The sequence below is a fragment of the Pseudomonas sp. CH235 genome (assembly GCF_004368175.1).
Lineage (GTDB): Bacteria > Pseudomonadota > Gammaproteobacteria > Pseudomonadales > Pseudomonadaceae > Aquipseudomonas > Aquipseudomonas paraglycinae.
Genome location: NZ_RRZJ01000021.1, coordinates 53,379 through 78,808, shown reverse-complemented (window position 1 = coordinate 78,808; position 25,430 = coordinate 53,379). Strand labels below are relative to the sequence as shown.

26 protein-coding genes and 1 pseudogene are annotated in these 25,430 nt (G+C 62.0%); 16 read left to right on the top strand and 11 right to left on the bottom strand.

Annotated features, from left to right (window positions below):
* Positions 1 to 16: 16 nt before the first annotated feature.
* Positions 17 to 505: a GFA family protein gene (locus EIY71_RS20235; protein ID WP_134022872.1), complete on the bottom strand. Its 489-nt coding sequence runs from the start codon at positions 503 to 505 to the stop codon at positions 17 to 19.
* A 123-nt stretch (positions 506 to 628) separates the two neighbouring features.
* On the opposite strand from EIY71_RS20235, the gene EIY71_RS20230 reads away from it, so the two are divergent.
* From EIY71_RS20230 to EIY71_RS20220, 3 genes are all read left to right on the top strand, one after another.
* Positions 629 to 1,513: a LysR substrate-binding domain-containing protein gene (locus EIY71_RS20230; RefSeq protein WP_085608994.1), complete on the top strand. Its 885-nt coding sequence runs from the start codon at positions 629 to 631 to the stop codon at positions 1,511 to 1,513.
* Between the two features lie 99 nt (positions 1,514 to 1,612).
* Complete coding sequence (aguA, locus tag EIY71_RS20225; RefSeq protein WP_134022870.1) at positions 1,613 to 2,728, top strand: agmatine deiminase; 1,116 nt, start codon at positions 1,613 to 1,615, stop codon at positions 2,726 to 2,728.
* Between the two features lie 2 nt (positions 2,729 to 2,730).
* Positions 2,731 to 3,828 (top strand): extracellular solute-binding protein, encoded by a 1,098-nt coding sequence (locus tag EIY71_RS20220; protein WP_134022868.1) that lies wholly within the window; start codon positions 2,731 to 2,733, stop codon positions 3,826 to 3,828.
* 223 nt (positions 3,829 to 4,051) lie between these two features.
* Here EIY71_RS20220 and EIY71_RS20215 read toward each other — a convergent pair whose 3' ends face one another.
* Positions 4,052 to 4,678 carry a DNA-3-methyladenine glycosylase gene (locus tag EIY71_RS20215; protein ID WP_085748316.1) on the bottom strand — a complete coding sequence of 209 codons (627 nt, stop codon included), beginning with the start codon at positions 4,676 to 4,678 and terminating at the stop codon, positions 4,052 to 4,054.
* 57 nt (positions 4,679 to 4,735) lie between these two features.
* Positions 4,736 to 5,818, bottom strand: coding sequence for a bifunctional transcriptional activator/DNA repair enzyme AdaA (locus EIY71_RS20210; protein ID WP_102717750.1), 1,083 nt, complete (start codon positions 5,816 to 5,818; stop codon positions 4,736 to 4,738).
* Positions 5,819 to 5,927: 109 nt separating this feature from the next.
* Between EIY71_RS20210 and EIY71_RS20205 the strand changes: the two genes are divergently transcribed.
* Entirely contained in the window at positions 5,928 to 6,341 is a 414-nt protein-coding gene (locus EIY71_RS20205; RefSeq protein ID WP_039770856.1) for a VOC family protein, read from the top strand.
* Here EIY71_RS20205 and EIY71_RS20200 read toward each other — a convergent pair.
* Positions 6,338 to 6,958 carry a LysE family translocator gene (locus EIY71_RS20200; RefSeq protein ID WP_134022866.1) on the bottom strand — a complete coding sequence of 207 codons (621 nt, stop codon included), beginning with the start codon at positions 6,956 to 6,958 and terminating at the stop codon, positions 6,338 to 6,340. The genes EIY71_RS20205 and EIY71_RS20200 overlap by 4 nt on opposite strands.
* Before the next feature lie 274 nt (positions 6,959 to 7,232).
* Between EIY71_RS20200 and EIY71_RS20195 the strand changes: the two genes are divergently transcribed.
* Together EIY71_RS20195 and EIY71_RS20190 are read left to right on the top strand one after the other, a co-directional pair.
* On the top strand, positions 7,233 to 7,838 hold the full coding sequence (locus EIY71_RS20195) for a biliverdin-producing heme oxygenase (protein ID WP_085748309.1): 606 nt from the start codon (positions 7,233 to 7,235) through the stop codon (positions 7,836 to 7,838).
* Entirely contained in the window at positions 7,835 to 10,072 is a 2,238-nt protein-coding gene (locus EIY71_RS20190) for an ATP-binding protein (protein WP_102717746.1), read from the top strand. The genes EIY71_RS20195 and EIY71_RS20190 overlap by 4 nt, the downstream gene beginning before the upstream one ends.
* 8 nt (positions 10,073 to 10,080) lie before the next feature.
* Here the strand turns inward: EIY71_RS20190 and EIY71_RS20185 are convergent, their stop codons facing one another.
* Positions 10,081 to 10,836, bottom strand: coding sequence for a type 1 glutamine amidotransferase domain-containing protein (locus tag EIY71_RS20185; RefSeq protein ID WP_134022864.1), 756 nt, complete (start codon positions 10,834 to 10,836; stop codon positions 10,081 to 10,083).
* A gap of 142 nt (positions 10,837 to 10,978) precedes the next feature.
* Here EIY71_RS20185 and EIY71_RS20180 point away from each other — a divergent pair, with 142 nt between their 5' ends.
* Together EIY71_RS20180 and EIY71_RS20175 are read left to right on the top strand one after the other, a co-directional pair.
* Complete coding sequence (locus EIY71_RS20180) at positions 10,979 to 11,566, top strand: LysE family translocator (protein ID WP_134022862.1); 588 nt, start codon at positions 10,979 to 10,981, stop codon at positions 11,564 to 11,566.
* Between the two features lie 327 nt (positions 11,567 to 11,893).
* A pseudogene (locus EIY71_RS20175) lies at positions 11,894 to 12,265 on the top strand (DUF6124 family protein).
* Positions 12,266 to 12,358: 93 nt separating this feature from the next.
* Here the strand turns inward: EIY71_RS20175 and EIY71_RS20170 are convergent.
* Both EIY71_RS20170 and EIY71_RS20165 read right to left on the bottom strand, forming a co-directional pair.
* Positions 12,359 to 13,189 carry an AraC family transcriptional regulator gene (locus tag EIY71_RS20170; protein WP_134022860.1) on the bottom strand — a complete coding sequence of 277 codons (831 nt, stop codon included), beginning with the start codon at positions 13,187 to 13,189 and terminating at the stop codon, positions 12,359 to 12,361.
* A 35-nt stretch (positions 13,190 to 13,224) separates the two neighbouring features.
* Positions 13,225 to 13,728 (bottom strand): VOC family protein, encoded by a 504-nt coding sequence (locus tag EIY71_RS20165; RefSeq protein ID WP_085748412.1) that lies wholly within the window; start codon positions 13,726 to 13,728, stop codon positions 13,225 to 13,227.
* Between the two features lie 148 nt (positions 13,729 to 13,876).
* On the opposite strand from EIY71_RS20165, the gene EIY71_RS20160 reads away from it, so the two are divergent.
* From EIY71_RS20160 to EIY71_RS20150, 3 genes are all read left to right on the top strand, one after another.
* Entirely contained in the window at positions 13,877 to 15,223 is a 1,347-nt protein-coding gene (locus EIY71_RS20160; RefSeq protein ID WP_134022858.1) for an FG-GAP repeat protein, read from the top strand.
* 165 nt (positions 15,224 to 15,388) lie between these two features.
* On the top strand, positions 15,389 to 15,637 hold the full coding sequence (locus EIY71_RS20155; RefSeq protein ID WP_085748410.1) for a transmembrane sensor/regulator PpyR: 249 nt from the start codon (positions 15,389 to 15,391) through the stop codon (positions 15,635 to 15,637).
* A gap of 2 nt (positions 15,638 to 15,639) precedes the next feature.
* Entirely contained in the window at positions 15,640 to 16,794 is a 1,155-nt protein-coding gene (locus EIY71_RS20150; protein WP_102687399.1) for an NnrS family protein, read from the top strand.
* 4 nt (positions 16,795 to 16,798) lie between these two features.
* On the opposite strand, the gene EIY71_RS20145 is transcribed toward EIY71_RS20150, so the two are convergent.
* Positions 16,799 to 17,470, bottom strand: coding sequence for a bifunctional 2-polyprenyl-6-hydroxyphenol methylase/3-demethylubiquinol 3-O-methyltransferase UbiG (locus EIY71_RS20145; protein WP_102687400.1), 672 nt, complete (start codon positions 17,468 to 17,470; stop codon positions 16,799 to 16,801).
* Positions 17,471 to 17,508: 38 nt separating this feature from the next.
* Positions 17,509 to 18,657, bottom strand: a complete 1,149-nt coding sequence (locus EIY71_RS20140) for a GGDEF domain-containing protein (RefSeq protein ID WP_102687401.1) — start codon at positions 18,655 to 18,657, stop codon at positions 17,509 to 17,511.
* A 109-nt stretch (positions 18,658 to 18,766) separates the two neighbouring features.
* On the opposite strand from EIY71_RS20140, the gene EIY71_RS20135 reads away from it, so the two are divergent.
* Positions 18,767 to 19,159 (top strand): GFA family protein, encoded by a 393-nt coding sequence (locus EIY71_RS20135; RefSeq protein WP_102687402.1) that lies wholly within the window; start codon positions 18,767 to 18,769, stop codon positions 19,157 to 19,159.
* Positions 19,160 to 19,194: 35 nt separating this feature from the next.
* On the opposite strand, the gene EIY71_RS20130 is transcribed toward EIY71_RS20135, so the two are convergent.
* Positions 19,195 to 20,025 carry an alpha/beta fold hydrolase gene (locus tag EIY71_RS20130; protein WP_102687403.1) on the bottom strand — a complete coding sequence of 277 codons (831 nt, stop codon included), beginning with the start codon at positions 20,023 to 20,025 and terminating at the stop codon, positions 19,195 to 19,197.
* Positions 20,026 to 20,264: 239 nt separating this feature from the next.
* On the opposite strand from EIY71_RS20130, the gene EIY71_RS20125 reads away from it, so the two are divergent.
* The 4 genes from EIY71_RS20125 to EIY71_RS20110 all read left to right on the top strand — a co-directional run bounded on the left by EIY71_RS20125 (position 20,265) and on the right by EIY71_RS20110 (position 24,508).
* Positions 20,265 to 20,720 (top strand): (2Fe-2S)-binding protein, encoded by a 456-nt coding sequence (locus tag EIY71_RS20125; RefSeq protein ID WP_007956954.1) that lies wholly within the window; start codon positions 20,265 to 20,267, stop codon positions 20,718 to 20,720.
* A gap of 18 nt (positions 20,721 to 20,738) precedes the next feature.
* On the top strand, positions 20,739 to 22,901 hold the full coding sequence (locus EIY71_RS20120) for a xanthine dehydrogenase family protein molybdopterin-binding subunit (protein ID WP_085748404.1): 2,163 nt from the start codon (positions 20,739 to 20,741) through the stop codon (positions 22,899 to 22,901).
* A gap of 1 nt (position 22,902) precedes the next feature.
* On the top strand, positions 22,903 to 23,481 hold the full coding sequence (locus tag EIY71_RS20115) for a hypothetical protein (protein ID WP_134022856.1): 579 nt from the start codon (positions 22,903 to 22,905) through the stop codon (positions 23,479 to 23,481).
* 61 nt (positions 23,482 to 23,542) lie between these two features.
* Entirely contained in the window at positions 23,543 to 24,508 is a 966-nt protein-coding gene (locus EIY71_RS20110; RefSeq protein ID WP_134022854.1) for a sensor domain-containing diguanylate cyclase, read from the top strand.
* Positions 24,509 to 24,621: 113 nt separating this feature from the next.
* Here EIY71_RS20110 and fabI read toward each other — a convergent pair whose 3' ends face one another.
* A complete protein-coding gene (gene fabI, locus EIY71_RS20105) occupies positions 24,622 to 25,416 on the bottom strand; it encodes an enoyl-ACP reductase FabI (RefSeq protein ID WP_003202751.1) in 795 nt (264 codons plus the stop codon).
* Positions 25,417 to 25,430: the final 14 nt, after the last annotated feature.

The following is a 25,430-nucleotide window of genomic DNA, read 5'->3' as shown; positions in this document are numbered from 1 at the left end:
AAGACTGTGAAGACGGCTATCGGGTCAATCCCAGCCGTTCATGCCATTGGGCGATGGATTCTTCGGGATAGACCTCGAATTGTTGATCTTTCTTGCTCGCCTGCACTTCGACCCACGGTGCCTTCGAACCGAGCATCAAATGAGTGTGTTCCGGCGGCACCGGCAGCGGCGTGTCGATGGCCGAGGCGAACGGGTGGATCAGCGCCGGCCATTCCGGGCTGAACAGCCACAGTCCGCTGCCGCACAACGAGCAGAAGTGTCGCTCGGCGCTGCTGCGGTGGGCGCGGGCATCGCCTTCGTCTTTCATTTTCGCGTGGTAGATCGTGATGTGTTTGCGCCCGCGCACCTTGAGGCTGGCTGCGTCGCCGCCGAGGTTGATCGCAAAGCCGCCACCGCCCTGGGTCTTGCGGCAGATCGAGCAGTAGCAGCGCTGATAAGGGTAGGGGTGGGCGCTGTCGAGGGTGAATGAAACCGCGCCGCAGTGGCAGGAGCCTTCGAGGTGCATGAGTGGCCTCCGGTGTTTTTTGTTGGTGCGATTCAGCCTAGAAGAGATCTCTTGCCCGTGCCGCCGCTATGGACGCCTGCGAAAAGCCCGGTCAGCATGTCCGCAAAAAAGGGATCCACACCCATGCGCCGACTACCTTCCCTGGCCGCCCTGCGAACTTTCGAGTGTGCCGCCCGCCACGCGCATTTCGGCCGCGCCGCCGCTGAGCTGTGCGTCACCGACAGCGCCGTCAGCCATCAGATCCGCCAGCTCGAAGAGCAACTGGGCGTGTCGCTGTTCATCCGCGAGGGCCGACAGATTCGCCCGACCATCGCCGCCGGGCGCTTGATGCAGAGCCTGCAACAGGCCTTCGAACTGATCGGCGATGCCTGCGACGAGTTGCGCGACCCGTCCTCGCTCGCCGTGTTGCGGCTGGCGGTCACGGCGGAGTTGGCGCAGAAGTGGCTGATGAACCGTCTCACCGATTTCTACGCGCGTTATCCGCACATCACCTTGCATCTTTACGAGCAGCCAATCGACGCCACCGCACCCGGCGAAGACATTGATCTGGCGATCACCTACGGCACCGGCCCGGTGGACAGCAGCGCGTACTTCGTTCGCCCATTGCCGGCGCTGCAGTTTTTCCCGGTGTGCAGCCCCGGGCTGTTCAACCAGGGCAACCTGAAAACCCCCAAGGATCTGGCCCGGCACTGCCTGCTGCACGACGATCAGGACGGCAAGACCTGGACCGCGTGGCTCACCAGCCATGCCGGCGACCTGCGCCCGGAACGCCAGTTGTATTTCGCCCACGCCGGTCTGGCGCTGGAAGCGGCGGCACAAGGGCAGGGCGTTGCGATGGGCGACAACCTCACCGCGCAGGAAGATTTGCAGAACGGGCGTCTGGTGCGCCCGTTCACCTCCAGCATGACCGCGCTGGGGCAATACGCGCTGGTCTGCGAGCGGGTGCGGCTGGAGCGTCCGGCGGTGGCGCAGATGCTGGAATGGTTCAACGATCAACTGGCGGATTGATGAGTTGAATTCAACTGTTCCGAAATAATCATCGTTGGCGGCCCGACTGCTCGCGACCGTAGCCTGAGGTCATTCCCATCCCGACGACGAGGTTTGACCATGGCACGTTTGCTCGACACCACCCCGAAACAGGACGGCTTCCGTCTGCCCGGCGAATTCGAAGCCAAGTCCGGCTGCTGGCTCGGCTGGCCGGAGCGCACCGACGTCTGGCGCAACGGCGCCAAGCCTGCACAGAAAGTCTGGGTGCAGATTGTCACCGCGATCTCCCAGAGCGAGCCGGTGACGGTCTGCGCATCGGCCTCCCAGTTCGCCACGGCCCGCCGCCAGTTGCCGCCACAAGTGCGGGTGGTGGAAATGACCTGCAACGACACCTGGTTCCGCGACAGCGGCCCGTGCTTCGTGGTCAACGACCAGAGCGGTGAAGTGCGTGGTGTCGACTTTGAATTCAACGCCTACGGCGGCCTCGACGGCGGGCTCTACTACCCGTGGGACAAGGACGATCAGATCGCCAGCAAGATCCTCGAAATCGAACGCTTCGACCGCTATCGCGCGCCATTGATTGCCGAGCTTGGCGGTATCCAGAGTGACGGTCAGGGCAGCATCCTCACCACCGAGCAATGCCTGCTCAACCGCAATCGCAACCAGCACCTGGGCAAGGACGAAGTCACCCGCCGGCTGACCGATTACCTCGGCGCCGAGCAAGTGATCTGGCTGCCACGCGGTTGCAAGTTCGACGAAACCGACGGCCATGTCGACGACCTCGCGTGCTTCGTGCGCCCCGGCGAAGTGGTGCTGCAATGGACCGACAACCGCGACGATCCGCAATGGGAAATCTATCAAGAGGCCTACGACATCCTGCGCAGCACCCGCGACAGCCGTGGCCGCGAGCTGATCGTGCACAAGCTGCCGCAACCGGACGTGCTGGAGTGGACCGCTGAAGAAGCCGAAGGCCTCGATCAGCAGGACAGCACCCACACCCGTCAGGCCGGCACGAAAATCTGTGCGTCGTACATCAACTACTACGCCGGCAACAGCTCGATCGTGGTGCCGCTGTTCGGTGATCGCAACGATCAGGTGGCGCTGGCGACCCTCGCCGAACTGTTCCCGCAGCACAAGATCGTCGGCATCGAGAACTCCCGGGAAATCCTGCTCGGTGGCGGCAACGTCGCGTGCATCACCATGCCGCAATACGCCGGCCAGAAAAAAGGAGTCTGACCATGGGCCTGCACAAACTGAGTAAAGCGTTATTGCTGGTGCTTGCACCCCTGTGTGTGCAGGCTGCCGAAACGGCGAAACCGGTGGTCAACCTGTACATCTGGGGCGAGTACCTGGCCCCGGATACCCTGAAGAATTTCGAGGCGAAAACCGGGATTCGGGTGGTCGCCGATCACTTCGACTCACTGGAAACCGTCGAGACCAAACTGCTCACCGGGCGCAGCGGTTACGACCTGGTGCTGACCGCCGGTCAGCACCTGTCGCGGGCTATCGAGAGCGGCGCGATCCAGACCCTGAACAAGCAGCAGCTCCCGCACTTTGCCGGGGTCGGCGAGGAGTTCCGTCAGCACATGGCGGTGTTCGATCCGGGCAACCGCTACGCCGGGATCTACGCCTGGGGCACCACCGGCGTCGGTTATCAGGAGGAGGCCGTGAAGCAGCGGCTGCCGGAGGCACCACGGGACAGTTGGGCGATGCTGTTCGATCCGGCAGTGGTGTCGAAATTCGCCGATTGCGGGGTGAGCCTGCTCAACGACCCGAACGAAGTGTTCGCGGCAGTCATGAAGTACATGGGCCTGGACATCAACCGCCAGAGCCTCGACGACCTGAAACTCGCCGAGCAGCAACTGGCGAAGATCCGCCCGTACATCCGCTATTTCGACAATGACCTGAACATCAGCGACCTGGCCAACGGCAACACCTGCGTGGCGATGTCGTGGAACGGCAACGTTGCCATCGCGGCAGGTCAGGCTGAAGCGGCGAAAAAGCCGTTCAAGTTGAATTACCGGATTCCGAAGGAGGGCACGTTGATCTGGTTCGACGCGATGGTCATACCCAAGGATGCACCGCATCCCGAGGCCGGATTGGCGCTGATGGATTACCTGATGACGCCCGAGGTGATCGCGCCGATTACCGATACGATTCATTACGCCAATGCGATCACGGCGGCGGACGGGTTGGTTGATCCGGCGATACGCAATGATCCGGGGACTTATCCGCCGGAGGCGGTGAGGGCTTCGCTGTACAGCAAGAATGACAATGGCAAGGCGTTCAACCGGGCTTTGATTCGCGCGTTCAGTCGGTTGAAATCCGGTCTGTAGCCCAAGCCCCTCACCCCAGCCCTCTCCCAAAGGGAGAGGGAGCCGACCGAGGTGTCTTACGCTATACATCGACCTGAGCGTCCGAGTCGATTATGGATTCGCCAAAGTCTTAGCAACCATGGGTTCGCCCACGTCTTGGCGCCTATGGATTCAGAGTTGATGTTTCAGGTCGGCGGAGCTCTTCAATATCCCCCGATCGGTTCCCTCTACCTCCGGGAGAGGGTTAGGGTGAGGGGCTTTTCGGCACCCGCCACAAATACCACGCCGCCACCGTCCGAAACGGACTCCACGCCAACCCGATCTCAATCATCTGCTTGCGTGCAGGCTGCACCTCCAGCCCCTTCAACCGCCGATACCCCTCGCGCACCCCAAAATCGTCGGCCGGCAGAATATCCGGCCGCTCCAGGCTATAGATCAGCAACATCTCCACCGTCCAGCGCCCAACCCCGCGCAGGCTGACCAACCGCTCGATCAGCGCCTCATCCTCCATCGCCAGCGCGGTCGAGTAATCCGGCACCACGCCGTCCAGAGTCGCCTGGGCAATCCCCTGAATCGTCGCAATCTTGCCCGCCGAAAACCCGCAACTGCGCAATCGGTCGAAGTCCGTCGCCAGAACCTGCTCCGGACGCGGAAACGTCTGCCCGGGAAACAACCCCACCAGCCGCCCGACAATCGCATCGCCAGCCTTGGCATGCAGTTGCTGATAGGCAATCGCCCGCACCAGCGACTCATAGGGATCGCGCGCCGGATGCGGCTGATGCAGGCAGGGGCCAACCGCAGCAATGTGGCGCTGCCAGTCGGCGTCGAGGCTGGCCAGAAACTCGCTGGCCGGTTGATAGGGATCGGGTATCGGCAACTTCGGTGATCCGTTGATTTGAAAGCCGGGAGGGGCGTGGGTGTCGATTTGTCAGAAAGCCAGTTGTTGCGTCAGCTGCACGGCGGCGTTTTCCAGCCGGAGCAAAAACGCCTTGCGCGGTTGCCCACCACCATAGCCCGTCAATGAGCCGTCCGCACCGATCACCCGATGGCACGGCACCACGATCGACAGCCGATTGTGCCCGTTGGCCAGCCCCACTGCTCGGCTGGCGCCGGGTTTGCCCAAGCGTGCGGCGATGGCGCCGTAAGTGCTGGTATGGCCGTAGGGGATTTGCCGCAGTTCGCTCCAGACCTGCCGGGCAAACTCGCTGCCGGGCAGGTGCAGTGGAACACTGAATTCGCTCAGTTTGCCGGCGAAGTACAGCGCCAGCTCGTTGTCGATCTGCTGCAAATGCGCGTTCTGCCCCGGTGCCACCACGTAGCCGTAGCGGTTTTGCAGCTCCTCGACTTCCCGGGTCAGTGCCGGACGGTCGAGAAACTCCAGTAGTACCAGCCCTCGACGCTCGGCCATGGCGATCATCGGCCCCAGCGGGGTGGTCAGGCGGGTGAACAGCAGCGGTTCACTGGCCGCTGCGCGCCCCGGCGTGATGTGGAACGACTTCTGAAACGCATCGCGAAAACCACTGAGGGATTCATAACCGGAGTCGAACGCGGCATGGTCGATGGACGTGCCTTGCTTGATCCCGCCCAATGCCACACCGAGCCGGCGCGTGCGCAGCCACGCATGGAAGGTCATGCCGAAATGCTGTTTGAACCAGCGCCGCAACTTCAACGGTTCGATGCCCTCGGCGAGCAATTGCGCATCGCTCCAGCGCACCTCGGGATCGGCGTCGACAGCTTTCAATAGTCGCTGCACCCAGTCCGGAGCGATGGCCGCAGCGTCCAGCGGTTTGCAGCGCAAACAGGCGCGATAACCGGCGGACAGGCAGTCGTCAGCGTGGGCGAAGAACTCGACGTTTTCCGGTTTCGGCTTGCGCGCCGTGCAGGTCGGGCGGCAAAAGATCCCGGTGGTTTTCACGGCCGTGAAAAACACGCCTTCATAGGCAGTGTCGCTTGCGAGCATGGCGCGAACCATTTCGGCGTGAGGGGGCAGGACAGCGGTCTGTATGTTCATGGGCCGAGGATAAAACCAGTTATTCGATGGCTCCACCGAAAAATCGACAGTGAATTTTCGGGCCGCTGCACTACAGTGATCGGGTCGCTACAACTCGGGAAATGAAGGTATGCCACCGTTCACGATTCAACACATCGATCACATCGTGCTGCGCGTCGCCGATCTGCAACGCAGCATTGATTTCTACGACCGGGTCTTCGGCGCCGAAGTGGTCAAGCGCAACGAAAAGTTCGGTCTGGTGCACCTGCGCGCCGGCACGTCGATGATCGATCTGGTCGACCTCGACGGCGAAATCGGCCGCAAGGGCGGCGCCGCTGCCGGCAGCGAGCGGCGCAATGTCGATCACTTCTGCCTGCGCATCGAGCCGTTCGATGAAGCGGCGCTGGTCAGCCATTTGCAAGCCTGCGGCCTGACCGTCGAAAAAGCCGCCACCCGTTTTGGCGCCGAGGGCTACGGCTTGTCGCTGTACTGCTTCGATCCGGACGGCAATCAGGTCGAACTCAAAGGCCCGTCCGAAGCTTAGGCCCGCTTGGCCATCAACAACACCGAAGCCGCTGCCGACAGCAGCCCCGCGCAGCAACGGTTGAAAATCCGTTTGCCGCGCGGCTCGGCAAACCAGCGGCGCATGTGCAGGCCCATGTAGGCGTAGGCGCTGATGGCAATCCATTCCAGCAGCAGGAACAGCACGCCCAGCAGCATGAACTGCGGAGTAATGGCGCGGTTCGGGTCGACGAATTGCGGCAGGAAGGCGGTGAAGATCAGGATTGCCTTGGGATTGCCCGCCGCCACTAAAAACTCCTGACGCGCCAGGGCCAGAAGCCCATTCGCCGGCGCAGTAACCGCGTCTTCGGCGGCAGGATTGGCCCGCCACAGCTGCCACGCCAGATACAGTAGATACCCCGCGCCAACAATCTTGATCCCATAGAACAACAGCTCGGACGTTTGCAGCACCACCGCCAGCCCCGCCGCCGCGAGGGCGATCATCCCGGCAAACGCCAGCAATCGCCCGACACCCGCCACGCAGGCGCGCCGATAGCCGTAACGGGTGGCGTTGCTGACCGACAGCAGGTTGTTCGGCCCCGGTGCCATGTTCAAGGCAAAGCAGGCGGGCAGAAACAGCGAGAGGGTGGCGAGATCCATGGTGCGGGCTCCGGTGACGGGAGCGGTATTTTTATCACGCGGGTGTGCGGGCCTGAACCGTACAGTCAGGCGCCAGAGTCGCGGTACAGCGACTATCGGCAGTGAATTCCTTCGAACTTTCTGCCGTCCGGTCAGCTCTTAACCCTTCACAGGTTGATGAATTCATCAGAGAATCCCATCTGCCGGGTCAGAAACTACCATTGCCGTGTAAGCTTTCGCGCCATGCTTCTCCATTCCCCCATGGCCCCAGGCGGCCCACTGTACGAGCGACTACATGCAAGCAAAGGCCCGCGAGGTTCATGTACCACCGGTGTTGCAGGATCTGCGCGCCGGCACGGCCGAACTGCACATTGCACTGGAAAAACGCCTTCCTTTCTTCTCCGACACCCTTGATCTGCACGCTTTCGAGCGACTGATGCGCGCCTATTACGGCTTCTATCAGCCATTGGAAGCCGTGCTGCAGGACAGCGACGCGATTCCCGCTGATTTTGATCTGGCTTCCCGCCTCAAGGCACCGACCCTGCAACGCGATCTGCAAGCGCTGGGCGCAAATGGTGGCGATTTTCCGATCTGCCGCCGGTTGCCCGTCATCGACTCCGCCGCCGCGTGCCTGGGTGTGCTGTACGTACTGGAAGGTGCAACCCTCGGCGGGCAAATCCTGCGCCGGGAGATCGCCACACGGCTGAGCCTGGGCGCGGAAAACGGCGCGGCGTTTCTGGACGTTTACGGTGCCGCCACCGGCCGGCGCTGGCTCGATTTCATCGAATACCTGGGCAGTCGCCCGATGGACACCGACGAGCGTAAAGCCGTCGTGGCGGCGGCCCACACTACATTCAGTTGTTTCGAGCAGTGGCTCGAAAGTCAGGAGGTTCTGGTATGAACCCGCAAGACAAAGAAGCCTTTGAAGAGTTGCTGGCCAACTGCGCCGACGAGCCGATCCGCTTTCCCGGCGCGATCCAGCCGCACGGTTTGCTGCTGACCCTGAGCGAGCCGGACCTTTCGATCATTCAGATCAGCGCCAACGTCGAGACCTTGCTCGCCCGACCGGCACAAGAACTGATCGGCCAGCCATTGCAAAGCCTGATCGGCGATACCCATGCCGCGCAGGTTCGCGAGGCCTTGCAGCAACCGGCCTTGTCCGATGCGCCGCCGCTGCACTTTCGCCTCAACGGCACCGCGTTCGAGGGCTTGGTGCACCGGCATCAGGATGTGCTGATTCTGGAGCTGGAAATCCACGTCGAAAATTTCCAGCCGCGCAATGTCGCCGGCACCGAAACTCACCTCGGGCGGATGCTCGCGCGCCTGCAAAAGGCCCAGAGCCTGCAGGCGCTTTACGACATCAGCGTCAAGGAAATCCAGGCCATGACCGGTTACGACCGGGTATTGATCTACCGTTTTGAGGAAGAGGGCCACGGTCAGGTCATCGCCGAAGCGTCCGATCCGTCGATGGAAGTCTTCAACGGTCTGTTTTTCCCGGCCTCGGACATCCCCGAGCAGGCCCGCGAGCTGTACCGCACCAACTGGCTGCGGATCATTCCGAATGCCGACTACCAACCGGTGCCGCTGGTGCCCAAGTTGCGCCCGGACACCCAGACCCCGCTGGACCTGAGTTTCGCGACGCTGCGCAGCGTGTCGCCGATCCACTGCCAGTACATGAAGAACATGGGCGTGCTGTCCTCGATGAGCATTTCCCTGCTCAAGGGCGACAAGCTCTGGGGCCTGATCAGTTGCGGCAATCGTCAGCCGCTGCACGTGCCGCACGAGTTGCGCACGGCATGCCAGACCATCGGCCAGGTGCTGTCGTTGCAGATCAGTGCGATGGAAGCGCTGGAAGTCAGCCGTCAACGCGAGGAAAAGGTCGAGGCGCTGGCGCTGCTCAATCAGGCGATGATCGACTCGCCACAGAACGTCTTCGATGGCCTGGCCAACCAGCCGCAAGTCCTGATGGCACTGGCCAATGCCGGCGGCATCGCGATCATCGAAGACAAGCAATTGCACCGCTACGGCAACTGCCCGGAGCCGGAAGAAATTCGTGCCCTGCACAAGTGGTTGCAGGAGCGCGGCGAGCCGGTGTTTGCCAGTCATCACCTGGCCAGCGTCTACCCGCCGGCCGCGCACTATCAGCAGGTCGCCAGCGGCGTGCTCGCCATGAGCCTGCCCAAACCGGTGGACAACGGCGTGCTGTGGTTCCGCCCCGAAGTCAAAGAGAACATCAACTGGAGCGGCGATCCGCGCAAGCCTCTGGACCTGGAAAACTCCGACGCCGGCCTTCGTCTGCGGCCGCGTACCTCGTTCGAAATCTGGAAGGTCGAGATGGCCGGGATTTCCACCAAGTGGAGCCACGGTGATCTGTTCGCCGCCAACGATCTGCGTCGCTCGGCCCTGGAAAACGATCTGGCCCGCCAGGTACGCCGCGAGCAGGAAGCGGTGCGTGCTCGCGATGAGTTGGTTGCTGTGGTTTCCCACGACCTGCGCAACCCGATGACCGTGATCTCGATGCTGTGCGGCATGATGCAGAAGGCTTTCAGCTCCGACGGGCCGCACACTTCGCGGCGCATCTCGACTGCGATCGACACCATGCAACAAGCCGCCGGGCGCATGAACACGCTGCTGGAAGACTTGCTCGACACTTCGAAAATCGACGCCGGCCGCTACACCATCGCGCCGCAGAAACTCGATGTCGCGCAGATGTTCGAGGAGGCGCAATCGCTGCTGGCGCCGCTGGCGCTGGACAAGGACATCAGCATCTCGTTCGAGGCCGATCCCGACCTGAGCATCCATGCCGACCCCGAGCGGTTGTTTCAGGTGCTGTCGAATCTGGTCGGCAACGCGATCAAATTCACCCCGCGCCTGGGTACGGTCGACGTGTATGCCAAATCGGTCGGTGACGACATCGTCTTCACGGTGCGCGACAGCGGCGAAGGCATTCCCAAGGATCACTTGCCGCACGTGTTCGACCGTTACTGGACGGTGAAGGAAGGCAATCCGACCGGCACCGGGCTGGGCCTGTACATCACGCAGGGCATCGTCGAGGCCCATGGCGGGCAGATCGTTGCCGAGAGTGAGCCGGGGCAGGGCAGTGAATTCCGCTTCACCGTGCCGCGTCTGGACTGAAACGCGGATCAGCGCTCGGGTGGCTGCAATATGGCCACCCACTCGGCGGCGAATCGATGGCAATCGCCGGGCCAGCGCGCCGTCAGCAGTTGGCCGTCGCGCACCACAAATCCTGTTTGCAGTTTCTGCACACAATCGCGCTTGGCGATCAGCGGTCCGCGTTTGAAGTCGGCTTTGCGGGCCAGCGCGGTTTTTACTTCCGCTTCGACGGTCTGCTTGTAGGTGCGGTAGTAGCGCCCCAGCCACGCAGCTGTCATCAGCCACGCCGGCAACTCCATGGTGGCCGCGAGCAATGCCGTCACTTTGCGCCCGAACAACACCGACCGCCCGGTATCGGGGTCGAGCGTCCTCGCCAGCAACAGCACTCCATGACACACCGCCGCCACGGGTTTTTCGGCTTTGAAAAATTGCAGGGCAATCTGCTGGGCCTGCGTGGATTCCAACAACGTGCGCATGCCTTTGGCATGCCCGCCGGGGATCAGCAGACCATCGAATCGATTCGTGTCGACATCGGCATACGCCAGCGGCTGCCTGAACGCTTCGGACTCGATCATCTGCGTGTAACTGTCCAGATCGGCCTTGCGCGTCATCAGCATCGAACTCAACAGGCCGAAGCCGATATCCACCAGCCGTGGATCGGCGTGGGCGGGCAAGCCTTGCGGGGTGGCAAAACGTACCTCGATCCCCGCGTCGCGCATGGCCTGCCAGGGCACGCTGCTTTCGGTGGGGTCGTAATCGGCGCAGGGCAGCAGAATCAAGATCATCGAGGGCAGACTTCCTGGTCAAAAGTGATCGCATAGCCAGAGCGTAGTGGGTCTGCGCGTGCGGGGGTAATTTCCTTCAATACCGACCGTTGTGTGCTGGCTACTGTGGGCGCCTTGTTCCTCGATTTGAAGCAGGTGTGCGATGAGTCTGATTGTGTCGATGGCGGCGTTTGCCCTGGCCGCGTCCATTACCCCGGGGCCGGTGAATATCGTGGCGTTGAGCTCGGGGGCGCAGTTCGGCTTTCGCGCCAGCCAGCGGCATGTGGCCGGGGCGACGCTGGGGTTTGTGTTGTTGCTGGTGTTGATGGGGCTGGGGCTGCACGAAGTGCTCAAGCTGTGGCCGGCGCTGAACCGCGTGGTGCAACTGGCCGGGGTGGCGTTTTTGCTGTTCATGGCTTGGAAACTGGCCACGGATGACGGCCAGTTGAATGCGGGAGAATCGGGCAGGGCGCCGTCGATGCTCTACGGCGCAGTGATGCAGTGGCTCAATCCCAAGGCCTGGCTGGCCTGCGTGGCGGGCATGGGCGCGTTTGTCGCCGATGGCGAGGCGCGGCTTGTGTGGCAGTTTGCGGCGGTGTATCTGGTGATCTGTTATCTGTCGGTCGGCTGTTGGGCGTATGCCGGGACGTTCTTGCGCGGTTATCTTGGCAACCCGGCGGGGATGCGCTTGTTCAACCGGGTGATGGCGTTGCTGTTGGCGGTGAGTGCGGGGTATCTGTTGCTGCCGTGAGTGTGACGGGGCTTGGGTTTAAAGGTGTTTAAGGATGCGTCCGACAAACCACGCGAACTTGCGCCATTGCCTACGCATCCGCCAGAATCCGCCGGCTTGTGCGCCTTGGGAGCGGGTTCTATTGTTTGCCGGTCGCTGACGAATCAGCGATCGGGTCTCGCAGCCCGCGATCTCTAGACGCACAACACCCTCCAGTTTTATGGCGGCTGTACGTGGGAGACCCTCGGGTCTGCCGGTTCTAGAGTCCCGGTCTGCGACCCGCGTATAGCTGCCACCTCTTCGTATCGCAGCGAATCGTGGCGGCTCCATGACTCTGGAGATTCAATCATGATCAAACCAACACCAAACCCACCCGAAACCGACCCGACCTCGCCCTAAGAAACCCTCGACTCCAAGAAATTCCACGAAGCCGCCGACCGCGCTCTCGACCACTACCTCAATCCGTTCCACCCCAGAAAACCGATGCTCAAACCCAACACCCGCTACCTCATCGCCCCCGGCATCGACAGCGAAGAACTGCTGGCCGACGCCTGCGAAACCCTGACCTCGGCCAAAACCATGGCCACCGACTTCGCCGGACTGGTGGACGGCTCGAATCGGCATGTGCTGTTGGGGATTGCGCAATTGATCATGCTGGGTGAACTGGCGGTGAATCGGGCGCTGGATAATCTGGAGTTGAAGGCCGAGGCGCCTCTGTAACCTGATCGTTCCCACGCTTTGCGTGGGAATGCAGCCCGGGACGCTCCGCGTCCCTTCCAAACCGAGACGGCCCAATGCGGGCCGTTTTTTCGTTTAACCCCGATACTGCCCCGGCGTAGCCGCCAGATGCTGCTTGAACGCCCGCTGAAAATGCGCCTGATCGGCAAACCCCGCCTCCAGCGCCACATCCGCAATCAACTGCCCGCGCCTCAGACACTCTCGGGCAAACTGAATGCGCTGGTTGACCAAAAACGCATGGGGCGTCATGCCGAAATGCTGTTTGAAGGCGCGAATCAAATAGGACGGTGACAGCTCGGCGGCGGCGCAAATGTCGTCGAGGCTGAGCAGGTCGGTGCAATGATGGCGAATGAAGTCGGCGGCGCGTTCGAGTTTGAAGTTCGGCTCTCGCAGAGGTTGTTCGATAGGGTTCAGGCGCAGTTGCAGGTCGCTGAAAAACTCCACCGCAGCGCTCTGTTTGCGCAGCACGTCTTGCTGCTCGTCGACCAATATCGCGTACAACGCATTCAAGTCGCGAAACAGGCGGGCATCATTCAAATGGGTATCGGAAAACCGCCGAAACTCAAGTTCCGCACTGAACCCCAGCTGATGCTGCAGATCCGTCAGCCACGGCGTTTCCACATACAACATCAAATACGACCACGGCTGGTCATCGATCGGGTTGCACGCGTGCACGTCCCCCGGATTCATCAGCACCACGGTGCCGGCCGTCACTTCGAAAGATGATTGCTCATGCACGTAAGTACTGCGCCCGGCGGTGATCGCGCCGATGGAAAAGTGCGCGTGGGAGTGCCGTGAATAGCAGACCTCGCGCCCATCGGCGATGGCCCGCGCTTCGATGAAGGGCAGGGCGTCGTCGCGCCAGAAGCGCGGGGCTTGTTCGGGGTTATTGGCGGCAGCTTTCATCGTTGTGGTTCTCGGCAGACCAGTGCCCGAGTGTATTAGCTCTGGCCGGCGAAGGCTCGTTCGAGTTCGGCAATGTCGAGTTTTTTCATCCGGAACATGGCCTGCATCGCCCGTTGGACCTTGGTCTGGTCGGGGTCGGTCATCATGTGCATGAAGGCCACCGGCACGATCTGCCACGATACGCCGAACTTGTCCTTGAGCCAGCCGCATTGCTGGGCTTCCACCGGCCCGCCGGCGCTGAGGTTGCCCCAGAAATGGTCGACTTCTTCCTGATTCTGGCAATTGACCTGAAACGAGATCGCCTCATTGAACTTGAACATCGGCCCGCCATTGAGCCCGGTGAAGGTATGGCCGTCGAGTTCGAAACTGACGGTCATCACCGAGCCTTCCGGGCGCCCGTGGAATTCCTGGCCGACCTTGCTGTAGTGGGTGAGGGCGGTGATTTTCGAGTGATCGAAGATCGAGCAGTAGAACTTGGCCGCCGCCTCGGCCTGATCGTCGAACCACAGGCACGGGGTCAGCTTTTGAAAGCGTTGCATGGCAGTCATCCTCGGCAGGTTAGACACGCTGGATTAAAAGCGTAGTCAGTCCGAAGCGGGTCGTAGGCGCCATAGATCGACAAGTGCGCCCAAAAACGTTTGTCGTTAGACTTGCCGCCCCGATTTTGCCGCAAGGACGCTCTGCATCATGGTTGCCTCTCGTACATGGATTTTTTTCTGCCTGTTTGCCGCCGCGTCGGCCAGTGCCGAATCTTTGAGCTGTCAGCTCTCGGATCCGGCAAACAGGTACAGCGTCGATGTGACCATCGAGCATCCACCGACGCAGAACTTCGAACCAGTGGCGGCACAAGTCATCCTGCGCGACAAGTCCAGTGGCGAAGTGTTGCAACGAATCGACACGGCCGATGCCGTCGATCTGGTTCCGCTCAACGATTCAGCCAAGGCCTTGCGATGCGACGAGCAACGTCTGGTGGTGTTTGGCGACTTCAATTTCGATGGACACCAGGATCTGGCGCTCCGTAACGGTAACGACGGTGGCTACGGCGCGGCATCCTACGACGTCTATCTGTTTAAGCCGTCGAGCCCGGTGCTGGTGCCGAACAAGGCTTTGTCGGCGCTGACTCGCGAACCGTATCTGGGGTTGTTCGAAGTCGATTCCGCCGCTCGTCGCTTGGTCACTCACGCGAAAAGCGGTTGCTGCTGGCGCCAGAGCCATACCTGGCAGGTGCAGAACAATTCGCCGCTCAAGGTGACAGAAACCATCGAGGTGGCGCAGCGGCCTTCCGAAGGCAGCCCGCTGATGCCGGCGGGTTATACCGACGTCACGCAGCGGGAATTGAAGGAAGGCAAATGGCGGGAACAGCGTCGCCTTGAAGGGCCAGTGGGTGAAGCGCCGGTGATGCTGCGGGGCAAGCTCGATGGCAAGATCCCATTCGAGCTGTGGTGGCAGATGCTGGGTGGCGTCTACATTGGCGAGGTTCGTTACACGAAAACGGGCAATGGCCAACCGATCCGACTGGTGGGCGAGACCTACGATGACGGAGCTGTGTTGCTGCATGAGCTGGACGCCCAGGGCCGTGTCACCGGCGACTGGTACGTGGCAGGTGAGCCTGATGAGCACGGCTTTCAGGGCGGAACATGGCACGACGGCGACAAGTCTCTGATCTTCGAAGCGCGACCGACGGCGTTCCGGGTTGCACCGCAAAAGTTTCAGACGCCCACGGGCGATCAGCGTGAAGGCCGTTACGTGATGATGGCGCCGGACGAGCGATCGGCGTGGCTGACGATCAAAATCGTGCCGGCCACCGAGACGGGTGCGGGTGAGCAGGCGTTGATCCAGATGGCCGTGACGCAACCGGGCAAGCCACCCCGTCAGGAGAACCGGCAGTGGCCGTTGCAGGCGGGCAATCTGGTGATTGGTCAGGATCAGATCGCCGAGCCACTCTATCGATTGCGGCTGCTCGACGGAGCGGTGCAAGTGGAGGGGGCCGGTGAGTTTTCTGATTTCAGAGGGGCCTACGCAAAGCAACCCTGAAGGCGAATGTTGTCGTTATGACAAACATAGAAGTCAATATGACTCTTTTCTGGTGGAGTCATATTGACTTCTTACGAATTATCTAGCTGATTTATAACGATAAAAAATCTGGCACAAGAGTTGATATATCAATCGTACAAACTGATCCGCTCAGGAGTACGAAACATGTTCACTTTCTTCGAGAATCCGCTGAACGTTCTGCACCTGTCGAGCAAAGTGCTCGTCGCCGGTCTGGTCATGTTGCTGGCCGGGATCTACGGCGCTTATCTGTATCAGGGCCACATGCCGATTGCGTTGCTGGTGGCGATGCATGCCATGACCATCGTTGGCCCGACGCTGATCAAGATCGGCTATGTGATGCGGCTCCTGTCTCAATATCGGCTGGGCCCACATCACGCCGCCGTGGTGGTTTGAACATGCGCAGACTCGCCGATGCGCCGCTGTTCAGCCTGGGCTTCCGGCCGCTGTTTCTGGCCGGGGCAGGATTCGCCGCGCTGGCGATCCTGATCTGGGGTCTGTGGCTTTACGGACATTGGTTCGATCTGCAACCGGCGGGCGGCATGCTTGCGTGGCATCGACATGAAATGCCCTTCGGTTTCGCGGCGGCGATCGTTGCCGGGTTTCTGCTGACGGCGGTTCCCAACTGGACCGGCATTCCCGGAGTGCGCGGCGGGGCGCTGATCGCGCTGGTCTCGGTCTGGCTGCTCGGGCGTGTAGCCTGGTGGCTGCCGTTGCCGACCGGGCTGATTCTGGCGCTGCAATGGGGTTTTCTGCCGCTGCTGGCGGTGATGCTGGGACGGGATCTGGTCGCTGCCCGCAAACGTGATAACTACCCGATTGTGTTGGTGCTTGGGCTGATGGCGGGTTGTCAGGCGCTGACTTTGATCGGCCTGTACAACGACGATGCCGGCCTGCAACGCCAGGGTGTGCTGGGCGCATTGTGGCTGGTGGCGGCGTTGATGACCGTGATTGGCGGGCGGGTGATTCCGTTCTTTATTCAGCGCGGCTTGAACCGTCCGCCGGCACCCGTCGCCAATCCACTGCCAACCCGATTGCTGTTGATCGGCAGCCTGCTGACCGCTGTCACTTTTGCGGCAGGCCTCAATGATTCGCCGCGGCTGTGGCTGGCGGGCCTGTTTGTGCTGACCGGCAGTTTGCAGTTGATGCGGCTGATCCGCTGGCATGATCGCGGGATGTGGCGGGTGCCGCTGCTGTGGTCGCTGTATCTGGCTTACGGCTGGATGGCGCTGGCAACCTGGGCCATGGCGCTGTGGCATCTGGGTTTGATCGGCCAGCAAAGCCTGGCGACCCATGCGCTGGCGGTCGGCGGGGTGGGTGGGTTGATTCTGGCGATGATTGCGCGGGTCAGCCTTGGGCATACCGGCCGGTTGTTACAGCCCTCGAAAGGCATGGTGCTGGGCTTTGCGCTGGTGCTGATCGCTGCGGGTTGCCGGGTGTTGCTGGTGCCGTTTTCCAGTCTGGGGCTGGGGCTGTCCGTGGTGCTCTGGTGCGCGGGGTTCGCGCTGTTTTTGCGGCATTACACCGGGTTTCTGCTCAAGCCGAGGCTGTAGCGTTTTAACCGCGACGCTCGGCAATCATCAGCAACGATTGCGGCACCGGGCTTTGCGGATGCTGCGGTTCGCGCAGGCCGGTCAATTGCAGGCCGGCCATGTCCAGCGCATTCAGCCAGCTGGACAGGGTGCGGAAATACCATGGCATTGGCGACCACTCGCCCTGAAATCCTTCGAAAGTTTCTTCCCGCCAGCCGTCCTGATAATCACCGGCGGCCACCGACCACGGATGCAGCGTCTGGATCACCAGCGCACCGCCCGGTACGAGCAGGGCATTCATCGCCGCGAGCAGCGGAATGATGTCCTGATGCAGCAGGGAAAAATTGGCGCAGATCAGGTCGTAATCGCGGCCAATTTCGACCTTCGCCTCAACCAGTTCTTCGTAGCTGGCGACATGCACGCGCGATGAACCGGCCACCCGCGCGGCCTCGACCAGCGTCGCATCGCCGTCGACGCCGACCGCATCGAATCCTCGCTCGGCCAGCGCACGCAACAGCCAGCCTTCGCCGCATCCCAGATCGAGCACGCGCTCCGGCTGGCGCCCCATCACCGCCAGCAGAATGGCCTGATCGGTGACCTGCCGGCGACTCTCGATGGCGCCGCTGCGCACGGCTTCGGTCCAGGCCCGGGCGTTGTGATGCCAGCTCTGGAGGAGGGTGGATTCAGGCGAGGACATGACGGGCTCCGGGATCGCGGGATGCAGGCAAGGATAGGTCAGGTGTAGTCGGCCAGTTGAATCCGGTTGCGACCGCCGCGCTTGGATTCGTAGAGCGCGCTGTCGCCCTGTTCGATCAACGCCGCGAGGCTGGCTGGCGGCTGATCGAACACCTTGGCGCCGATGCTCAGGGTGACGGCCTGCGGGGTGGTGTAGGTCTGGGAAGTCATCTGCTGAAACTGTTCGCGCAGCTCGCTGCCCAGCACCATGATCTGTGCGTGCGACGCATCGCCCAGCAGCATCACGAATTCGTCACCGCCCAGCCGTGCTGCCAGCGCATCTTTGGGCAGTACCGCGCGGATCATTTCGCTGAGGGCGATGAGCAAGCGGTCGCCGGCAGTGTGGCCGTAGAGGTCGTTGATCAGTTTGAAGTTGTCGATGTCGATCAGCAGCAGCGCGCCGGGGCGGGCGCTGGACACTTCATCAAGCAGGCGCGGTGCGCGGACTTCCAGGGCGCGGCGGTTGTACAGCGCGGTCAGCGGATCCCGGGCGGCCAGTTCGGCAATCTGCTTTTCACGCCGGTAGCGCTCGGTGCCGGTCATCGACAGCGCGATCAGCATGATCGCCATCGCACCCTCGACCAGGGAAATCTGAATGATTTCGCCGCGCAGCGACGCCAGATCGATCAGCGTGCCGGGAATCACCGCGATGATCGCCTTGGCGAAATAGAACGCGCCGTGGATCAGCAGCACATAACGCAACTGCACTGCGCCGACGCTCAACGATTTGCCGTGCGGACGCAGCAACAGGCTGGCCCGCAGCATCAGCGCGGCCACCAGCAGCGAGTTGGCCATCAGCATGATCTTCGACCACGACGGATCTTCCGGTAGCAGCAGCAACGCCAGCCAGAGCAGGAACATCAAGTACCAGGCGCGTGACAAGCGCTGCTGGGTAAACCGCGCGACCCCAAGCAGAAACAGCCAGTGCGCGACCACCAGCAGGCCGTTGGCGAACCAGATGCCGATCAGCGGATAACCATTGGCGCGCAACAGGGCCAGGCTCGAACCGACGGTGATGGTGGCGAAACCGGCGCTCCAGAACAGCAGGGAAGGTTCGCGGATGCTGCGCCATTCGACCGCCAGATACAGGGCGGCCGCCGCGGCCAGGGCGGTGGAAATGGTGAGCATCGTGAGAGGATCGAGCGCCATGAAAGAACGGTTCTGCCTGAATAGTATTAATGGGCCACGATTGTAAGCGTTCCCCCAGTGGGCTGCTATTTTCACTCACCGGATATTCCATTTTCAGACGAGGTGTTTCATGGACCGATTGACCGGCGGTTGTCTGTGCGGCGAGGTGCGGATCGAGGCGTCGGGGCGACCCTACAGGGTTGGCGTTTGCCACTGCCTGGATTGCCGCAAACACCATGGCGCGCTGTTTGCCGCGTCGGCGATCTTTGCCGAGGACGCGGTGACGATCAGCGGCGAGACCCGTGACTATGCCGGGCGACATTTCTGCCCGCGCTGTGGCTCATCGGTGTTTGGCCGCAGTGGCGATGAAGTCGAAGTGAATCTGGGCGCGCTGGATGCGCCGGATCAATTCCTGCCCACCTATGAGCTGTGGACGGTGCGTCGCGAGTCGTGGCTACCGGCCTTTCCGCTGGCCCGACACTACGTGCGTGATCGCGAGAGAACGGGGCGAACCGAAGAGTAACCGGGGTCAGGCAGGGCGCCTGACCCCGGCCACTATTAGCCGCGAATGAACGCCAGCAGATCCGCGTTGATCGTCGGCGCCTCGGTGGTCGGCATTCCGTGGGGGAAGCCCGGATAAATCTTCAGCGTGCTGTTTTTCAGCAGCTTCGCCGACAGCACACCGGCGTTTTCATAGGGCACGATCTGGTCGTCGTCGCCGTGCATCACCAGCACCGGGATCGAGATGCTTTTCAGGTCGGCGGTGAAGTCGGTCTGTGAGAAGGCAACGATGCCGTCGTAGTGCGCCTTGGCGCCGCCCATCATGCCCTGACGCCACCAGTTCGCAATGATCCCTTCCGATGGCTTGGCGCCAGGGCGGTTGTAGCCGTAAAACGGCCCACTGGGCACGTCGCGATAGAACTGCGCACGATTGGCCGCCAGTTGCGCCTGAAGATCGTCGAACACTGACTTGGGCAAACCGCCGGGGCTGCTCTCGGTTTTCACCATCAGCGGCGGCACGGCGCTGATGATCGCGGCTTTCGATACCCGATCCTCGCCATGCCGGGCGATGTAGTGAATCACCTCGCCGCCACCGGTGGAGTGGCCGACGTGCACGGCTTTCTGCGTCCCCAGATGATTGACTACCGCCGCCACATCGTCGGCGTAGTGATCCATGTCGTGGCCGTCCCAGACCTGGCTCGAACGCCCGTGACCCCGTCGATCATGGGCCACGACCCGGAAGCCCTGTGCCAGGAAAAACAGCATCTGCGCATCCCAGTCGTCCGCGCTGAGCGGCCAGCCGTGGTGGAAGTGGATCACCGGAGCGTCTTTCGGGCCCCAGTCCTTGTAGAAGATTTCGACGCCGTCTTTCGTTGTGACAAATCCCATGTTCGCGACTCCTGGAAAGTGTGAAAGGGCAGGTCTTGCGATGACAACCGGATCAACTGTAGGAGCAAAGTCGGCACTTTGATCGAAGAATTCCCGAACGGTGCTGCGTGACCGGTGGTCGCTGCGGCTGGTCGTCGGGTCAAAATGCGCTTAGCTGAAAGGGATAAGCCGAGGCGCGCACGGACATCGAGAGCCGGAGCAGCGCCCTTCAGAACACTGTGAGTCTGAGGAAGTCCCCGATGCTGACCTTGAACATCAATGGCAAGGATCAGGAGCTCGATGTCCCCGCGGACATGCCGTTGCTCTGGGTCCTGCGCGATGTCGCGCACCTGACCGGTACCAAATTCGGTTGTGGCATGGCCCAGTGCGGTGCTTGTACCGTGCACGTCGATGGCGCACCGCTGCGCTCCTGCATCACCCCGGCCACGGCCGTCGCCCATGGCCAGAAGATCCTCACCATCGAAGGCCTGTCGAGCGACGGTTCGCACCCGGTACAGCAGGCCTGGGCCGAACTGGACGTGGTGCAATGCGGCTACTGCCAGTCCGGGCAGATCATGTCCGCCGCCGCGTTGCTGGCGAAAATCCCCAAACCCACCGACAGCGATATCGATCAGGCGCTCTCCGGCAATATCTGCCGCTGCGGCACGTACCCAAGAATCCGCGCGGCGGTCAAACGCGCGGCCGACATCGGCTGAGCGAGGGGGAGGTGAGTGATGAACAGTCCTGTATCCCGTCGCGGATTTCTCAAGGGCAGCGCCGTGCTTGGCGGTGGTCTGGTGGTGGCGTTCGTGGTGCCCGGCGGCAATCGCTTTGCCAAGGCAGCCGAGAACGAAGGCAAGGTGTTTGCGCCGAACGCGTTCCTGCGTATTGCAGCGGACAACAGCGTGACCGTGCTGCTCGGCCATTCGGAAATGGGCCAGGGCATCTGGACCGGGCTGACCATGTTGATCGCCGAAGAGCTGGACGCCGACTGGTCGAAGATCCGCGTCGAGCACTCGCCAGCTTCGGCAGCCGATTACGGCATGCCCGGTTTTGGCGGGATGCAGATTACCGGCGGATCGACTTCAACCTGGATGGAGTTCGACCGCTACCGCCTCGCTGGTGCCACCGCGCGGCAGATGCTGATCGAAGCGGCGGCCAAGCGTTTCAACGTGGCACCGTCGACGATCCGCACCGAATCCGGCGTGGTGATTGCCGGCGACAACCGCGCCACCTACGGCGAACTGGCGGACGCCGCCGGGCAACTGCCGGTGCCGGATCCGAAGTCGATCACCTTTAAAGAAGCCAAGGACTGGAAAGTCATCGGCAAACCCACCAAACGCCTCGACACCCCGGAGAAAATCACCGGTCGCGCCAAGTTCGGCATGGACGTGCAGTTCGACGGATTGATGACGGCGATGGTGGCGCGGGCGCCGGCGTTCGGCGCCACGGTGAAATCCTTCGAAGGCGCTGAGGCGTTGGCGATCCCCGGCGTGCACAAAGTGGTGCAAGTGCCGACCGGTGTGGCGGTGGTCGCCGAGCATTACTGGGCGGCAAAACTCGGTCGCGATGCGTTGAAGGTCGATTGGGACCTGGGGCCGAACGCTGATCTGAGCAGTGAAAAGCTGTTGGCGAGTTTCCGCAAACTGGCGGCCACGCCGGGCACTTCGGCGGCGCAGGCCGGCGATGCCAAGGGCAACTTCGGCAAGGCAGCGAAGAAAATCGATGTTGAATACAGCGTGCCATACCTGGCCCACGCGCCGATGGAGCCGCTCAACTGCACGGTGAAGATCAGCGCCGACAAGTGCGAGATCTGGACCGGCACCCAGTTCCAGACGCTGGATCAGATGGTTGCCGGCAAGATCACCGGGCTCAAGCCGGAGCAGGTGGAGATTCACACCGAATTTCTCGGTGGTGGTTTCGGCCGGCGGGCCAACCCGACCTCGGACTTTGTCGCCGAAGCGGTGCAAGTGGCCAAGGCTGCGGCGATGCCGGTGAAAACCGTGTGGTCGCGCGAAGACGATATTCGCGGTGGCTACTACCGCTCGATGTTTCTGCATCAGGCGAAGATCGGCCTCGGCGCCGACGGCCTGCCGCTGGCCTGGCAGCATGTGCTGGTCGGGCAATCGATCATGGCCGGCACCATGCTCGAGAAAACCATGGTCAAGAACGGCGTCGACCAGACGTCGGTCGAAGGCGTTTCGGACAGCCCGTACATCAAGGGCCTGGCCCATCATCAGGTCGATCTGCACTCGCCGACCACCGGGATCAACGTGCTGTGGCTGCGTTCGGTGGGTCATAGCCACACCGCGTTTGTCATGGAGTCGCTGATCGATGAAATGGCCACGGCGGCGGGCAAGGACCCGGTGGAGTACCGAAGAACGCTGCTCAAGGATCATGCCCGGCATCTCGGCGTGTTGAATCTGGCGGTGGAGAAGGCCAACTGGAAAGCCCCGCTGCCGGACGGCCATGCGCTGGGCGTGGCGGTGCACGAATCGTTCGGCAGTTACGTGGCGCAGGTGGCGGAGGTGTCACAGGACAATCTGGCGATCCGCGTGCATCGCGTGGTCTGCGCGGTGGACTGCGGGATTGCGGTCAACCCGCAGAGCATCGCTGCGCAGATGGAATCGTGCATCACCTTCGGCCTGGGCATGGCGCTGCACAGCAAACTGACGCTCAAGGACGGCCATGTCGTGCAGTCCAACTATCACGACTATCAGGTGTTGCGGCTCAATGAAATGCCGCTGGTCGAGGTGCACATCGTGCCCAGCAGCGAGAAACCCGGCGGCATCGGCGAGGCCGGTGTACCGCCCACGGCGCCGGCGGTGGCCAACGCGGTATTCGCCCTGACCGGGCAGCGCCTGCGGGAAATGCCGCTGCAATTGTCGGGGGTGTGAGATGAAACGACATTTGTTGTTGGGCACGGTGATTCTGCTTGGGCTGGGCGGTTACGCGTCGGATCTGTTCGCTGACGATCAGGAAGCCTTGATGGCCTTCGGCACGGTGCAGAAAGTCTTCCAGAGCCCGCGCTGCCAGAACTGCCACATTCCCGGCGATTCGCCGTTGCAGTTCGACGCCGGCATTCCTCACGCCATGAGCGTGGTGCGCGGCATGGACGGCAAGGGCGCGGCCGGTTTGCCGTGCGCCACCTGTCACGCCGAAAGCAATCCGCCGGCCAGTTACGGCCCCCATGCGCCACCGGGCGCGCCTCACTGGAGCCTGCCGCCTGCCGCCCACAAGATGGCCTGGATCGGTCTGCCGCCGGATCGCTTGTGCGCAATGATCAAGGACCGCGCCAGCAACGGCGACCGGGACTTCGCCGCGCTGATCAAACACGTCAGCGAGGACAAACTGGTGCTCTGGGGCTGGAATCCCGGGGCAGGGCGCGCGCCGGTGCCGGTGCCGCACGATATCTTCGTGACCCAGTTCAAACTCTGGGCCGATGCGGGCGGGCCGTGTCCGGTGGCCGGTGGATGAGAAGTTGAGTCATTGCTGATTCGGGCTACGCTCAACTGCATCGACGACAAAGGAGTGTGTGATGCTGGTACCCGGCAAACCCGCCAATGAAGCTGCGCGCATTCAAGCGCTGCAGGACCTGAAGCTGCTCGACACCGCACCGGAGGAGCGCTTCGACCGGCTGACGCGACTGGCCAAGCGTCTGTTCAACGTGCCGATCGCGCTGGTCACGCTGGTGGACAAGGAGCGGCAATGGTTCAAGTCCTGCGTGGGGCTGGACACGGCCGAAACGCCACGCTCTGTTTCATTCTGTGGCCATGCGATTCTCAAGGACGAGCTCATGCTGGTACCTGACGCCCGAGAGGACGAGCGTTTCCACGACAACCCTTTAGTTACCGGGGAGCCGAACATCCGGTTCTACGCCGGTTATCCGCTGACCGTACCCAGCGGCAACAAGATGGGCACCTTGTGCCTGATCGACACCAAACCCCGCGATCTCGACGAAGAGGAGCGCGCCCTGCTGCGCGATCTGGCCGGCATGGCCGAGCAAGAGCTGACGGCCGTGCAGATGGCGAGCATGGACGAGCTGACGCTGCTGTCCAACCGTCGCGGCTTCAAGATGCTGGCCCAGCACGCGCTGGACGCCTGCGCACGCCTGCAAAAACCGGCGACGCTGCTGTTTTTCGATCTCAATGACTTCAAGCAGATCAACGACCTTTATGGGCACGCCGAGGGCGACAGCGCGCTGAAGAGTTTCGCCGATGTGCTGCGCATCGCCTTTCGCGAGAGCGATGTGGTGGGACGGCTGGGCGGCGATGAATTCGTGGCGCTGCTGACCGGTTCAAGCCATGTCGAAACCACGGCGATCATGGCGCGACTCAAGGAAATTCTCGAAGAGCGCAATGCCACTTTGCACCGCGGTTATGCGATTCGCTTCAGCGTCGGCCAGATCGAATACAACCCGCAGCGCCATGACACCGTGGACAAGTTACTGGCGGATGCGGATGCAGCGATGTATGAGCACAAGCAAGCCTTGAAGCGTTGTTGATTCTGGCCTTATCGCCAGCAGGCTGGCTCCCACAGAAAAAGACGATGTTAACGAAATCGCAGGCATGAAAAAGCCCGCCTGAATAGGCGGGCTTTTTATCGGCAGCGCGAAGATTACTCTTCGATGTTGCCCATGGCGGTGGTGTTGAAGCCGCCGTCCACGTACATGATTTCACCGCTGATGCCCGACGCCAGGTCGGAGCACAGGAAGGCGCCGGCGTTGCCGACTTCTTCGATGGTGACGTTGCGGCGCAGCGGAGTTTGCGCTTCGTTGGCGGCCAGCATCTTGCGGAAGTTCTTGATGCCCGAAGCTGCCAGGGTACGGATCGGACCGGCCGATACGCAGTTGACGCGGGTGCCGTCCGGGCCCAGGGAACCGGCCAGGTAACGTACGCCGGCTTCCAGCGAAGCCTTGGCCATGCCCATCACGTTGTAGTTCGGCATGGTGCGCTCGGCGCCCAGGTACGACAGGGTCAGCAGGCTGCCGTTGCGGCCTTTCATCATTTCACGGCCAGCTTTGGCCAGGGCCACGAAGCTGTAGGCGCTGATGTCGTGAGCGATGCGGAAGCCTTCACGGGTGGTGGCTTCGGTGAAGTCGCCGTCCAGTTGGTCGCCCGGGGCGAAGCCGACGGAGTGCACGATGCAGTCCAGGCCGTCCCACTTCTTGCTCAGTTCTTCGAAGACCTTGGCGATTTCTTCATCGCTGGCCACGTCGCACGGGAAGCACAGCTCAGGGCTCGAACCCCAGCCCTGTGCGAACTCTTCTACGCGACCTTTCAGTTTGTCGTTCTGATAAGTGAAGGCAAGCTCAGCGCCCTCGCGATGCATGGCGGCAGCGATGCCGGATGCGATGGACAGCTTGCTGGCGACACCGACGATCAGTACGCGCTTACCGGCGAGAAAACCCATGTGTTGCTCCTCTT